Origin of the sequence: Haemophilus influenzae (genome assembly GCF_003494325.1) — a bacterium.
GTDB classification, from domain to species: domain Bacteria; phylum Pseudomonadota; class Gammaproteobacteria; order Enterobacterales; family Pasteurellaceae; genus Haemophilus; species Haemophilus influenzae_I.
Map to the genome: position 1 here is coordinate 453168 of NZ_QQIK01000002.1, position 13488 is coordinate 466655.

At 37.7% G+C, this 13488-nt stretch carries 19 protein-coding genes; 14 read left to right on the forward strand and 5 right to left on the reverse strand.

The window, feature by feature from the left end; all coding sequences use genetic code 11:
- Positions 1 to 38: 38 nt before the first annotated feature.
- The gene (locus DV356_RS05490) at positions 39 to 479 is read right to left on the reverse strand and encodes a YmfL family putative regulatory protein (protein ID WP_112119160.1); all 441 of its coding nucleotides are present in this window, start codon (positions 477 to 479) and stop codon (positions 39 to 41) included.
- A gap of 48 nt (positions 480 to 527) precedes the next feature.
- Positions 528 to 716, reverse strand: a complete 189-nt coding sequence (locus DV356_RS05495) for a transcriptional regulator (RefSeq protein ID WP_005679233.1) — start codon at positions 714 to 716, stop codon at positions 528 to 530.
- A 110-nt stretch (positions 717 to 826) separates the two neighbouring features.
- Here DV356_RS05495 and DV356_RS05500 point away from each other — a divergent pair, with 110 nt between their 5' ends.
- The 3 genes from DV356_RS05500 (at position 827) to DV356_RS05510 (ending at position 3406) form a co-directional block, all read left to right on the forward strand.
- Positions 827 to 1525: a LexA family transcriptional regulator gene (locus tag DV356_RS05500; RefSeq protein ID WP_110431008.1), complete on the forward strand. Its 699-nt coding sequence runs from the start codon at positions 827 to 829 to the stop codon at positions 1523 to 1525.
- Positions 1526 to 1606: 81 nt separating this feature from the next.
- A complete protein-coding gene (locus DV356_RS05505; protein WP_110431007.1) occupies positions 1607 to 2737 on the forward strand; it encodes a GmrSD restriction endonuclease domain-containing protein in 1131 nt (376 codons plus the stop codon).
- A 6-nt stretch (positions 2738 to 2743) separates the two neighbouring features.
- On the forward strand, positions 2744 to 3406 hold the full coding sequence (locus tag DV356_RS05510) for an MAE_28990/MAE_18760 family HEPN-like nuclease (protein WP_110431006.1): 663 nt from the start codon (positions 2744 to 2746) through the stop codon (positions 3404 to 3406).
- Here DV356_RS05510 and DV356_RS05515 read toward each other — a convergent pair.
- Entirely contained in the window at positions 3390 to 4646 is a 1257-nt protein-coding gene (locus DV356_RS05515) for an N-6 DNA methylase (RefSeq protein WP_110431005.1), read from the reverse strand. The two genes, DV356_RS05510 and DV356_RS05515, sit on opposite strands and share 17 nt — an antisense overlap.
- A 647-nt stretch (positions 4647 to 5293) precedes the next feature.
- Here DV356_RS05515 and DV356_RS09860 point away from each other — a divergent pair.
- Positions 5294 to 5464 carry a hypothetical protein gene (locus tag DV356_RS09860; RefSeq protein ID WP_158672356.1) on the forward strand — a complete coding sequence of 57 codons (171 nt, stop codon included), beginning with the start codon at positions 5294 to 5296 and terminating at the stop codon, positions 5462 to 5464.
- Here DV356_RS09860 and DV356_RS05520 read toward each other — a convergent pair.
- Positions 5459 to 6346 carry a DUF4393 domain-containing protein gene (locus DV356_RS05520; RefSeq protein WP_112119155.1) on the reverse strand — a complete coding sequence of 296 codons (888 nt, stop codon included), beginning with the start codon at positions 6344 to 6346 and terminating at the stop codon, positions 5459 to 5461. The genes DV356_RS09860 and DV356_RS05520 overlap by 6 nt on opposite strands.
- A gap of 403 nt (positions 6347 to 6749) precedes the next feature.
- On the opposite strand from DV356_RS05520, the gene DV356_RS05525 reads away from it, so the two are divergent.
- From DV356_RS05525 to DV356_RS05555, 7 genes are all read left to right on the forward strand, one after another.
- On the forward strand, positions 6750 to 7394 hold the full coding sequence (locus tag DV356_RS05525; protein ID WP_118806639.1) for a P22AR C-terminal domain-containing protein: 645 nt from the start codon (positions 6750 to 6752) through the stop codon (positions 7392 to 7394).
- An 83-nt stretch (positions 7395 to 7477) separates the two neighbouring features.
- Positions 7478 to 7825 (forward strand): hypothetical protein, encoded by a 348-nt coding sequence (locus DV356_RS05530; RefSeq protein WP_118806640.1) that lies wholly within the window; start codon positions 7478 to 7480, stop codon positions 7823 to 7825.
- Positions 7822 to 8316 (forward strand): hypothetical protein, encoded by a 495-nt coding sequence (locus DV356_RS05535; RefSeq protein ID WP_118806641.1) that lies wholly within the window; start codon positions 7822 to 7824, stop codon positions 8314 to 8316. The genes DV356_RS05530 and DV356_RS05535 overlap by 4 nt, the downstream gene beginning before the upstream one ends.
- Positions 8300 to 8593, forward strand: coding sequence for a hypothetical protein (locus tag DV356_RS05540; RefSeq protein WP_112075543.1), 294 nt, complete (start codon positions 8300 to 8302; stop codon positions 8591 to 8593). The genes DV356_RS05535 and DV356_RS05540 overlap by 17 nt, the downstream gene beginning before the upstream one ends.
- A gap of 12 nt (positions 8594 to 8605) precedes the next feature.
- Positions 8606 to 9526 carry a recombinase RecT gene (locus DV356_RS05545; protein ID WP_118806642.1) on the forward strand — a complete coding sequence of 307 codons (921 nt, stop codon included), beginning with the start codon at positions 8606 to 8608 and terminating at the stop codon, positions 9524 to 9526.
- Positions 9501 to 10151, forward strand: a complete 651-nt coding sequence (locus tag DV356_RS05550; RefSeq protein WP_112119152.1) for a translocation protein TolB precursor — start codon at positions 9501 to 9503, stop codon at positions 10149 to 10151. The genes DV356_RS05545 and DV356_RS05550 overlap by 26 nt, the downstream gene beginning before the upstream one ends.
- Complete coding sequence (locus DV356_RS05555) at positions 10151 to 10585, forward strand: single-stranded DNA-binding protein (RefSeq protein WP_112119151.1); 435 nt, start codon at positions 10151 to 10153, stop codon at positions 10583 to 10585. The genes DV356_RS05550 and DV356_RS05555 overlap by 1 nt, the downstream gene beginning before the upstream one ends.
- 63 nt (positions 10586 to 10648) lie before the next feature.
- On the opposite strand, the gene DV356_RS05560 is transcribed toward DV356_RS05555, so the two are convergent.
- Entirely contained in the window at positions 10649 to 10828 is a 180-nt protein-coding gene (locus DV356_RS05560; RefSeq protein WP_005652248.1) for a hypothetical protein, read from the reverse strand.
- Between the two features lie 320 nt (positions 10829 to 11148).
- On the opposite strand from DV356_RS05560, the gene DV356_RS05565 reads away from it, so the two are divergent.
- The 3 genes from DV356_RS05565 (at position 11149) to DV356_RS05575 (ending at position 12925) form a co-directional block, all read left to right on the forward strand.
- Positions 11149 to 11385 (forward strand): hypothetical protein, encoded by a 237-nt coding sequence (locus DV356_RS05565; RefSeq protein WP_005652247.1) that lies wholly within the window; start codon positions 11149 to 11151, stop codon positions 11383 to 11385.
- On the forward strand, positions 11382 to 11738 hold the full coding sequence (locus DV356_RS05570; protein ID WP_112119150.1) for a hypothetical protein: 357 nt from the start codon (positions 11382 to 11384) through the stop codon (positions 11736 to 11738). Before DV356_RS05565 ends, DV356_RS05570 begins: the two co-directional genes overlap by 4 nt.
- A 434-nt stretch (positions 11739 to 12172) precedes the next feature.
- On the forward strand, positions 12173 to 12925 hold the full coding sequence (locus DV356_RS05575; protein WP_239495792.1) for a P22AR C-terminal domain-containing protein: 753 nt from the start codon (positions 12173 to 12175) through the stop codon (positions 12923 to 12925).
- Positions 12926 to 13488: the final 563 nt, after the last annotated feature.

Below are 13488 nucleotides of genomic sequence, written 5' to 3' on the forward strand. Positions count from 1 at the left end.
TCCTTAATGAATTAGCCACGGTTCCCGCCGTGGTTTTTTTATTTCTTGTGTAACACAATCGCACATTCAATCGAATGTTGCGTCGCTGCTAAATGCTTACTCAATGCTTGACGGATTTTGTCTTCTTCTTTCGAAGTGATTTCACCGTCTTCTAATGCCTTTTCTAATACAGCAAATAACAAGCCACGCGCAGAAAGCTCGCGCAGTTGTAAATTGGCAAGCTCAACCTTGTCTAATTCATCCTCCGCTACATCTGGCACAAAACGTCCACCAGCATTTCGGCAAAGCTCATCGATAAAATCAGTGCATCCATACTCAAGTTGCAGTGCAATCAATTCTTCATTTTTGAATCGTTGGCCCTTTATTTGATAAAGGCGATTCTTTAATTCACTTTCGGTAAAACCTAGGAATCCAGCTACCGCACTTCTCCCCCCAGGAATCCGATCAATCATTTCGATAATAACTTTCTTCATTTCCATAATTTTTGCCTTGTTTTTATGGTTTTCTTTTGGGTAAATTTTGGTAAATTAATCCCACAAATCAGGACGTAATTCGGATTTCTTAACTTTTCCTGCTGTAAGTTCTTCAATCTTTGCGCAACGTTCCGCAGGCACTTTTTCACGCCACTTGGAAACAGCCCAAGGGGTAAGATTGAAATGTCGAGCCATAGCCGAAATACCGCCCACGATTTCATAAGCTTTTTCGATTGGTAGCATTTTAACCTCTTAATTCTATTTAAAGTAGTGTAATTCTACTACTAAAAATAGAATTGAATCAACTGTTTTAATTTTGTATCTTCTACCTTTAGTAGAATAAAGGAGCGTCTATGACAAATTTAGCAAGCCGACTTAATGAATTAATGGCTAAACAAGGCAAAAATATTGTGGATTTACAAAAAGCTATTGGCGTAACTTATGAAATGGCTAGACGTTACACTTTAGGCACTGCAACCCCGAGAGATAAGAAAATTGAAGCTATGGCGAAGTACTTTGGAGTTAGTCCCGCTCATTTGAAATACGGCACAGCCGATTCTTTAGAAAATCAACTAACTTCTAATGTGAAAGACGTTGGCTCATTCGACTTATGGGATCGCAATACCCCACTAAATAGCGATGAATATGCCGTTCCGTTTTATCAAGATATTAGGCTTGCTGCCGGAAACGGCTTTGCTGATGACATAATGGACTATAACAACTTCAAATTACGTTTTTCCAAAGCAACACTACGTAAACAAGGAGTACAGTACGAAAACGCGGTATGTGTGATTGCTGACGGAAATTCAATGGAACCGGTTATTCCGGATGGAACAACGGTTGGTATTGATCTTGGTAATAAAACAATCCGAGATGGGAAAATATACGCAATAAATCACGGTGGGCTATTACGCATAAAGCTACTTTACAATATGCCAAACGAACAAGTGAAAATCCGTAGTTATAACAGCGAAGAACACCCAGACGAAACAGCCGATCTAAAAGATATATCGGTACTTGGGAAAGTTTTTTGGTATTCAGTATTACTATAGAAACTAACACTGGATATTGTTGTTCTGTAATAATTAACCTATAAAAACTAGTTATGTTGTTTTCTTATATAGGAATAAGAAATGTGTAAAGATAAACTACAAATTGAATTAAATAAAGCTCGCCTAAATGTCAAAACCGACTCTTATCCAATGTCAATTGGAGAATTAGTGAGTATGTATGATGATGGTGAGTTAGAAATTCGTCCTGAATTTCAACGCCTTTTCCGTTGGTCTTTAGAACAAAAAAGTAATTTTATTGAATCAGTACTGCTTGGCATTCCAATTCCATCTATTTTCGTGTCTCAACGTGAAGATGGAGTATGGGAATTAGTAGATGGTTTGCAAAGAATATCTACTATTCTCTCATTTATGGGGAAAATGAGAGGCAATAATGGCGAGTTATGTAAACCATTAAAACTGAATGGCACAAAGTATCTACCAAGTCTGCAAGGTAAAGTTTGGGGCGACCCGGATAATGATGATGAAAATATTATAAATCGCAATATTCAACGCATATTTAAGCGCGAAAAGATTGATATCAAGATTGTACAGCGTGAAAGTCAAAACGATACTAAATATGAGATTTTCCAACGCCTAAATACAGGAGGTTCAGAATTAAGTGCTCAAGAAGTACGTAATGCCTTACTTCTAATGGTAAATCCAGCAGCACAACATTGGATTGAACGTTTGGCACAAAGCACCGATTTTATAGAAACTCTACCTATATCTCAAAAACAAAAAGATGAGAGTTATTACAATGAATTGGTAGTGCGTTATTTAGCATTACGCTATATTGAAAAAGATGATTTACTTTCTAGACATAGCGATGTTGCTCCCTATTTAGATCAGATGGTAACTAATATTTTCACTGATTCATTTGATTACAAAAAAGAAGAAGAAATCTTTAATAATACATTTAAATATCTAAATACAAAATTTGGCGAGAAAGCGTTCAAAAAATATAACCAAACCAAACAAGATTATACAGGCGCAATTTCGATGCCTATATTTGAGGTATTAGCAAGCGGGGTATCATTAGCCATTGAAAGAGATCCACAAGCTATGCCTGCCAGCCAAATTGAAGATTTCAAAAAATTTAGAGCCGAATTAATTTCAGAAGATCCAAAAATTGAAAGGAATATGCGGCCATTAGATAGAATGAAAGAAATGGTTATACAAGGTAAAACTCTATTTACAACTAACTACTCTTAAGTTGCGATGAAATACGAAAAACTAGAAGAGGATATCAATAAAGACTTATCATGGCGCAGGCAAGAATTTACTGAATTTCATTTTCTATTACAAGATGGTGAAGTATCATCTTATCGAAAAGAAGTTATGCTAAAAGCAAGTATTGCTCTGCTATATTCACATTGGGAAGGGCATGTTAAATATTCGGCAAGGAAATACATCGAATATATTAGTGAGCAAAAACTGCCTGTAGGGGATCTGACTGAAAATTTTAAGCAAATCTTTTTACCTGCATATTTTTATGATAAGACATTGAATCTTCAAAAGATTCAATCGCAACAAATGCTACATGATTTTTTTAATCAAAATGAGACTTTATTCAAAGTGGATAGCGAAAAGACAATTTCAACAAAATCAAATTTAAATTCCGATGTTACTACTGAAATTTTAATGCAGCTTGGTTTTGACGCTACTCTCTTTGATGCTCATAAAACATTTATTGATGAACAGCTATTGGCTTCAAGAAATGCTATTTCACATGGTGATAAAACATCTATATCTCGTCACAATCTAAATAATATTTATGAGCAAATCAAAAAAAATTTACTTAATATGATTGAAACCTTTGATAATCATATTTTAGATAGCGCATCAAATAAACTCTATCTAAAAGCTAATCAATCGGAATAGATTTTACCGCACCTATCGTTAGATGCCGAGCTCGAATCTGCTCATTTAAGAATTGACTGGTCTGCGCTTTAGCTAACACTTTTAATAATCGCTTACAACTTCTTAATGAACCATCTTTTGGCGTAACTACAATTAAGTGATTTTCAACCGCTATTGGCTCATTTAAGCGAATAAGTGTTGCTGCAGCTCGGAATTTATCAGACGGACTAGATGTGCGTTTAATCAAAATACAAGGCGACTGAAATATTTTACCGCTAAAACGTCGATATTCATCTGCAGTATTTATAACTGCCCAATTCTTGCAATTTTTAGGGTGAAAATAAGGATATTTTTCCCCGATTTGTTTATCACGATATGGCACAACAGCGCCAACTGATACATTAAATTCATCTGCTAAAATTGGTTTGCCTTCATCTGCAGATTTAACCCACTCAATTTTTGAATGAGTAAATTCTTTAATACCTGATAATACAAACACATCCACATCTGCATTCATTGAAAAACGTCCCCAAATAGCACTCTTCCCAACCAAGTTTTCAGATACAAATTGACGAAAACCACTATAACGAGATCCGGAGCGTAGCACATCTGGCAAAATAGCAACAACATCACACCTTACTGGAATTAGCCTTAAATAATAATCAAAGAATACTCCGGCTGAATTTACCTTACCTTTCTTCCAATAATCCCGCGTTGGAGAGTCAACTCTTAAAAAAGGGGGATTCATTAATAAGTGCGTGATGTGCGAAATATCCTCTGCAGTAATATCGAGAGCATTTTTTAATTTGATATTAGTAAGATAGGATTCAGCTTGCTCAATACTGCAATCTAATTTAACGCCACGAGCAAGTGCAGCAAGAATCAATCGAAGCTTAGTAATAACAATAAAATTACATTCAATATCAAAACCATAGAGAATTTCATTCCATATCTTTAACGTAGCGGAAAGAGAAGGTTGGACGCCCAAACCCATTGTAGCTTCAATTAGCAAATTCCCCACACCACAATTCGGATCTAATAATTTTGATTCCGCCGTAATTGCAGTTGAAAATTGGTTCACTGCATTTTTCGCTAGTGCTTGTGGGGTAAAAAATGCTCCTAATGCTCTTAACGATTCAATTCCTATGATATTTTTGATTACATCGTTAATAATGTCTATATTGTTTTCTTTCTGCAGTATTTTAATATCAGATGAGCATACATTTAATTCATGTCTAAGTTGGTTTATATAGTTTTTCATAGTAATTTTCTGCAGTTATTTTTGTCACGTAATATACAGCATTTACTACAAAAAGTCTGCAGGTAAGATTTACAAGATGTCAAAAAATAAACATATTTTTCAAAAAGTGCATTCTCCCCCTACGCCATTTCTATGATCTAGATCACAAATTCAGCAAATAGTCAAAAATAAATTCAATTAAAAATCAAATATTTACTACTGCTAATAGAGAAAACACCTACTTTTATGCAATTTTTAGTTGCAATTAAATCTACTTTAAGTAGAATAACCCGTCAAAACGAGATACACATAACCAACATCTCAACGCTCTTTAACAATTTATCTTACAGAATCACAGTGCATAACGGTATTAAGCGGTCGTTAGATTAAAAGCCCTAACCTACTTAATAACACTGTGGTTTAAAGTCTGCCCATGCAAAGCCAGTGAAAAACGGTGCAGTTGCCGAAAGTGGAGCTCAAGCAGGCGAATATCCCAATGTGGATATTTCAAAACACATTTGCTAGTACAGAGACACAACGGCATGTGAAACCGTTGCGAATGATAGATGAAGTGTGTTTTGAAATGGCAAACAAACGAGGAACGCAACAATGGAAAAATTAGAAATTATCGGTTTACAAGCCAAAAAATTAGATAAATTGGAGAATGTATGAATACAATAATAATCGCTTTTTTTACTGCTCTACTTGTATCATTATCAGTTCATTATTTTTTTATGAGCCAAATAGAAAAATGGTTCGACGCTTTCTTTAATGAAGAATCAAAAGTTTTTGAAAAATACGCAAAAGAGATTACAGAAATTGTGAAGAAAAACTTATAAACAGACCTTGCAAAAATTCTTGCCAAATGCGGTAAGTTGAATAATCCCTTTTACAACCTCAATTTCTTTTTCTTGGACAACTTTTTTTAATTGATTTAAATAATTTTCCTGTACTGAAGCTGGTAAGGGCACATTAGTATCTGCGTCCGTTAATAACCCACCATTAAGGAGATAATTTAATAATGTAGTATTATGCTGTTGAAGTTCTTCTTGTTCGGCTTTAAATTTCAAGAAAAGTTCATTTTCTCGATGTTTATCATAAAGAGAATCATCGCTTTTATATTCACTATATGAAACGTCAACAAGTTTTAGTCGGATTAGATTATCAATTGAAGACTCAATCAAGTTATTATCTTGGCATTCTGGATTCCCTAAAAAGACATGATTAAAATGATCGGTATAATTTCCATTTTCTTTATTCGTCACTCTGAATTTTGAAATAGTTTCATCTCCACCGTGATAGAGAGAATATAAATTTTGAGCATCCAGTGGGCTGAGGACTTTAATTATCTCAACAAAAGAGGGATGAATGTTAATAGATTGTGTTTTATCCATTGATGAAGCAATTAATTTAGCAAACATTCCCCTTATTTCATCTTCTTCTATATAGAATTTAGATGCTTCAAGTGCTGGGCCAACAACACTCATTTTAGGTTCTTGGATATTTTCTTCAGGGATTTTTTCTATTCCCGATTTTACCTCATTAGCGTATTTTTGAAGATTAGCCGCCTGTTTTATTTTATATTTTTGGTAAGCATCATCTGAAAATCTACCTAGAGTTAAAGTCCAAATTTGGGTAAGGCTTTCAATAGGGCCTTTTAAAGCACCAACTGCAGCTAATCCACTTAAAGCACCACTCACAATAGGGTACAATTCGTTCATAATAAAATCCTCTTTATTTATGTGATATATATTAAAGTTTGATCACAATAATGATATCACTAGATAAAGAGGATTTCATTATGATTGACACCGCCCTCACTTCGGATTAAGATACCCACACTTTCAACAGAAAGTCGGGAATTGGCGTTCCTGAATGTTACGAGCGGTGAAAAAGATAGTCGCTCAAAGCGGCTTTTTTTATAGCCGAAAATCAGTAAATCAAACCTTTAAAGGTATTACCAATTTGGTAACCCCTTTCAAAAGTAGTCAATGATGGACTGGTTAAGGGGATCGAAAGATCCGCCGTTTCTCGTAACACGGTACGCCAACCTTGATCAGTTCATCACCAGTAATTGGCGTTGCTTGTGATGAGTTTTTAAAACTTTGTTACGAGGCAAACAATATGACTACATCATTAACCTTTCAAAATACTAAACTTTCGGTTATCAATCAAAACAACCAAATTTGGTTATCTGCTTTAGATGTCGGTAAATCACTTGGTTATTCTCAGCCCGTTGTTGGTGTAACCAAAATCTACGACCGTCACCACGACGAATTTACCGAAAAAATGACCGCACTTATCGACATGCCAACGGCAGGCGGATTACAAAAAGTGCGTATTTTCTCATTGCGTGGCGCACACCTCATAGGCATGTTCAGCCACACCAAAATAGCCAAAGATTTCCGTAAATGGGTGCTTGACGTATTAGAGCAAGTCGCACAACCGCAACAGCTCGCCTTGCCAGAACCTGAGAAATTCACATTTGAATTTACCGAATATGAATTACAACAGCTTGCTTGGTTATGGTTCGCTTTCAAACGTGGCGTCGGCACTTTCCAACATATTGAGAGAGCCTTTAAGGCGCTAGGCTCAAATATGAGCGGAGATATATATGGACAGGCTTACGAATATTTAAGCGTGCTACGCTCAACAAACCAAATCTTAAACCGTATTACACAAGAGTTTAACATCGACCCAATGACAAATTGGCGTGTATTAAAACACTTGCGAGGCTTTAATCCAAAAGCAGTCAAAATCGACTTCTAAAAACACCACAAAATCCACCGCACTTTACCGTGTGGCGGATTTTTACACCCCAAATTCACTAAATCGACTAAAAAGGAAACAAAATGAAACATTCAAAAACCCCATTACGCCAAGAAAAACAAAGCTTCACGCATTTTATGAAAGGCAGTGAAAAATGGCTAACTCGAATCAGCTATTTTCTCGCCGCCTTGGTTATTTCCCTAATTGTGGGCGGGATTAGCCTAGACGCCAATGCCAACCCCACCGACTGGCACGACAACGCCCTCAGCGAACAAATCCAACAAGAAGAACGCGCGAGAGCAAAAGCCCAATGGCGTGAAGAAAACGGCATCTATCAAGCAAATCTTACCCCACAGGTCAATGCTGATATGTATCGTTATGTCGAGCAAAAACAAGCCGAAATTAACCGCACTTTAGGAGAAAAAGAATGAAAATCGAAAGCTACAAAACACAAATCGTCCGCACCAAAAACGGAAGTTATTTTGGCGAATTATGGGTGAACAATAAGCTGTACCAAAAAACTTCCTATTTTGCCAATGAAGCCATTGCAACCTTACGCCTAAATAAACGAATCGAAAATTTTAATGCAATGGAAAACACCAATATTCCGCCTTATCAAAAAGATGCGGAAACTAATCAATTTACTGCCGCACCGAAGAAAAGTGCGGTCGAAAAAGAAGTGGTTTCAACAAAACCACAAGCCCCTAAAACAGAAGCGAAAGCTAAACCGGCTACCCCACGTCGCAAACCCTTCACGCCCTACGGATTAAACGGCTATTTTGTGGATAAACAAGGCAATATCCGCCTACATTTAGACCGAAAAGCACACGCACATACCATTGTGCTAAACCCTGAAATGTTCTCAATGCTTGCGAATATGGTACAAGCCACACAGGAGCAAACTAATGAAACCCTACGCTGATTACTACGCTCAACTCGATGCTGCACACCAACGTAAAGTGGATTGGCAAGCAGGCTATGAAATCGCTTTAGATGAAGTCGCCACTGAAATTGACAATGATTTACAACAAGGCGACCAAACGCATTATCACGAACTCACCGAAATGTTGTGCGATAACGATAATTTCTGGCTTGCCATTGGCAGTGGCGCAAGTTATGAACCCTATCGACAAGAAGCGATTAAGAAAATCGCCGAGCGTGAATTAAACGACAGAATGAATGATTATGACCCAGATTAATGGAGGGGCGAGATGACAAACCAAGTTCAACATCAACAAAATAAACAGACTCCTGCACTTAAAACATTTTTTGAAAGTGCGAATGTGCAAAATAAGATTAAGGAACTTGTTGGCAAAAATGCGGCAACCTTTGCAACAAGTGTTATGCAAATCGCCAATAGCAATGCAATGCTTAAAACAGCAGACCCAATGAGCATTTTTAATGCTGCTTGTATGGCTGCAACACTTAATTTGCCACTACAAAATGGCTTAGGCTTTGCTTACATAGTCCCTTTCAGAAACAACAAAGAAAAGAAAACCGAAGCACAATTCCAAATTGGCTATAAAGGCTTTATCCAATTGGCACAACGTAGCGGGCAATTTAAACGCTTAGTCGCATTGCCTGTGTACAAAAAGCAACTTATCAAAAAAGATTTCATTAATGGTTTTGAGTTCGACTGGGAGCAAGAACCTGAGCAAAACGAAAACCCAATCGGCTATTACGCCTATTTTAAACTGGTAAACGATTTTTCGGCTGAACTCTATATGAGTCACGATGACATCGTCAAACACGCTCAACGCTACAGCCAAACATTCAAAAAAGGCTATGGCGTATGGCACGATAACTTCGAGGCAATGGCATTAAAAACTGTAACTAAGTTATTGCTATCAAAACAAGCTCCACTCTCTGTTGAAATGCAGCAAGCTGTATTAGCCGACCAAGCCGTTGTGAAAGATGTAGAAAATCAAGAGTTCAACTACACCGACAATATTCGAGAAGCGGAATTTTTAGCGGTTGTTGATGAAGCCACATTCGAACAATGTAAACAAAGCATTGCCAACGGCGAAACCACCCTACAAGAACTTTGTGATAGTGGAGCTTATGAGTTTAGTCAAGAGCAAATTACGGAATTAGAGGCGATTGAAAATGGAAATGTACAAACTGAAAGCTAGATGTTCTGGGCTTGCTGATTTAATGGTTAAACCGAAAAGCGGTGGCGGTATATCTGCGACAGCCAAAAGTGCGGTGCGAAAAATCGTTAAATTCGATCTCTTTGGTTATCAAGATTTCGAAGGAAATAAATACACTGAGAAAGGCATCGCATTAGAAGAACAAGCCATTAAGTTAAGCGGTCGTAAACGTGGATTACCGCTTAAAAAGAACACGGAAAGGCGTGAAAACGATTGGATTGCAGGCGAGTGCGATATTTATGTGCCAAGTCGAAAATTAATCATAGATACTAAATGCTCTTGGGATATTGGCTCACACCCTTTCTTTGCTGACGAGGCAGAAGAAAAAGCGAAAAAAGCGGGGTATGACGCACAAATGCAAGGTTATATGTGGCTATGGGATTGTGATGAAGCGCACATTGATTTTATCCTCCTCCCTACCCCTTACGACCAATTATCAAGCTATGACGACCCAAGCCGATACATTGACTTGGTTGAGCAAATTCCACAAGAAAAACGTATTACCACCGTTACAATTAAACGTGATGAGAAAATCATCGAGAAAATCAAAGAGCGAGTAGAAATTGCTCAAGAATATTATCAACAACTTATACAGGAGATGCACTAATGGCACGTAACACCAACACCGTGATATTAGTCGGTCATTTAGGCAGTGACCCAGAAATCCGCCAATTCCAAAATGGCGGGCAAATTGCCACATTTAATCTTGCTATAGGCGATGATTACCGAGATAAACAAGGTAATACAGTTAAACGTACGCATTGGATACCCATTGTGGTACACGGCAACTCTGCTGATGTGGCAAGACAATATCTGCAAAAAGGCTCAAAAATCTGTGTAAAAGGGAAACTGGTACAGGAAAGCTGGCTAGACCAAAACGGCAATAATCGCACCGCACTTAAAGTAGCGACACAATCCTTTGAAATGCTAGACAGCAAGGCAAGCAATGAAACACAACAGCCAAGCAAAGACAAAGAAAAACCCGATCCATTAAGCGCAGCAGCAGAACAAGACGGGTTTGATGATGATATTCCATTTTAGAGGGAAAGATAGCTTGTATAACCCTCTGAAGAAATAAAATCCGTAAGTAAATAGAGGCTTCATTTAGCGCGATTGCTTCCACAATTCAACCGCCTGAATAATCAGTTGGTTTTGTGGAATATCGTGTTGTTTGCTGAGTTGTTCAATTTCAGCAATGGTTGCTAATGGCAACTTGTAAGACTTCGATTTTACGCCGCGTTTTTCATCTGAACGCGCTTTAATTTCGTTGATTGACAATTTCATCTTTATAGCCCATAATTTTGAAGAACTGGGGGAACTGGTACTTCCCCCAGATTATCGTTACCTATTAATAAGCAGGAAAGCTAATTAGTAGTAAGACAACGATAAGGAAAATGCGAACTAACATTTTATTTTCCTTCTTCGTAACGTGGGATTAAGCCACACGCTCACTTTCAAGCTTCCCCTTGAAAGTGAGATTATTATAAATCGGTATACCGATTAGTTCAAGTATTATCTAAGAAAGCCATTGTATTTTACAGTGGCTTTTTTGTTACCCTCAACCCAGCTCGCTTAGGCGAGCTTTTTTATTATCAGGAAAAACCATGAACCTACTAAAATCCCTCGCCCGAATAATCCTCAAGGAGGAACTCGAAAATAATAAATATCACTTTGAAAAATTAGGTAATGAAAATCTTGCCAAATCAAGACGCATTAAAGAACTTGAAAGCGATAATGACCGCCTAAGAATTAAAGTGGAACAAATCCGACAAGACAATTTAAAACTCCGTGAAAATCGACCGCACTTTAAACACCATAAGAAAAAAGGAGGGCGAAAATGAATGAAATTAACATCAAAATACCCTTACATAAATTCCAAACATTAATACACCGTTATGTTAGAGACAGCCTACACGATAACGGCACACCCGTTTTGATCTGCATACACGATGTTAAAGAGTATTGGGCAGTGCTAGATAGCCATACAAGAGAAAAAATTAAGGGCGAAGTGAAATTTTTTATCAAAGAATATCATCATCTACGCAATGATGAATTCTTTAAGAAAGATTTAGCTGCTTGGAGTGAATTAGCCGACTGGATAAATGAAAGTCGTAGCAATACATCAACAACTGGCACAACAGCAAAACCGATAGTGCCTGTGTTGCCTGTGATTAATCCCAAACAGATGGGATGATATTATTATAATTTGACACCGCCATCACTTCGGATTAAGATACCCCCACTTTCAACAGAAAGTCGGGATTAGCCTCCTGAAATTGAGTAGTGCGATAAAAAATAATGGACGCACAAGCGTCTTTTTTTATAACCGGAAATCAGCAAAATCATACCTTTAAAAGGTTATACCAATTTGGTATACCCTTTCAAAAGTTGTCAATGATGAGCTAGGTTGGAGATCTTCGGATCGCCGTTCGGACTGCTCAACGGTAAGGCTAATCCAATCTAGTTCATCACCAACGTTTAGCCTCGTAGTGATGAGTTTTTTTAAAACTTAATTAGAGAGCAGTAAAATGACAACTTTAACATTCAACAATACTTCCCTTTCGGTTATCAACCAAAACAACAAAACTTTCCTTTACAGCAACTGATTTAGGTAATGCATTAGAATATATCCAACCATCAATTGCAGTTATGAAAATCTACGGCCGCAATGCAGACGAATTTACCCCAGAAATGACCGCACTTGTGGAAATGCAAACCGCAGGCGGACTACAAAAAGTGCGTATCTTCTCGCTTCGTGGTGCACACCTGATTGCCATGTTCGCCCGCACCAAAGTTGCCAAAGCGTTTAGAAAATGGGTACTCGATGTTTTAGATGAAGAAGTCAAAAAATCGACCGCACTTTTACCAAACACAATTACACCAGAGCAACAACAAGCAATTCAATCTGCGGTACAACAAGCACACCACAGAACAGGTTTACACTGGCAAGAGATTTACCGCCAATTAAAAGCCATGTTCCACATTGCCAAATACGACCAATTACCACAAGACCAATACGGCAATGCAATGGCGTTCATTATGAACTTACAGCCTATTGTCTTGCCATCAGTCGAAAAGAAATACACCCGTGAATTTACAGAACATGACCTACAACAGCTCGTCTGGGCGTGGTTTGCTTTATTGCGTGGCATGGAACTTTGCCAAGTACTTCACCCAGCATTAAAACAAATTGGTTCGCACTACGCTGCTTCCGTTTATAGCATGGCTTACGAATATCGCAGCACTCTCCGTCATGCCCATAACGTATTGACACGCATTACAGAGCAATTTGAATGCGAGCAAGGTAATAACTGGCGTGTATTAAAATATCTTCGAGCCTATAACCCTAAAGCAACAGGCTTTCAGCTAGACATTCTCTAAAACACCACAAAATCCGACCGCACTTTACCGTGTGGCGGATTATCACACCTAAAATCCGACAAAAGGAACAGAAAATGAACAAATTAATCATTACGCTGGTGTGTGCATTTGTGGTGTATATGGCGCACGCCCTAAATCTTAATCAAGACTGTGACGGCAAAATCTGTCACACCGAACAGACACAACAATATTAACGAACCACCGCTCTTATGGGCGGTTTTTTATTGGAGGAAATATGGAATCTACGACAAGAAAATTACATAATTTGAAAACTGTTTCTGCTTTATTAGATATGAGCGCACCAACAATTTATAGAAGGATAAAAAACGACCCCAATTTTCCAAAGCCTCATCTAGTCGGTGGGAATAATTTTTGGACTGATGCACAAATAAATGACTACATTGAAAGAATTGAATCAGGCTGCTATTCATCTTAGCAGCCCATTAATGCTTTCCCATCAGATGCCTCTTCTACAAAATTCCCCCACCACTGCATATATTCGATCCGTTGTGGCATATACTTTGCTTTATTGTATGTGCCACGAACGGAAGAATATTCAAAAT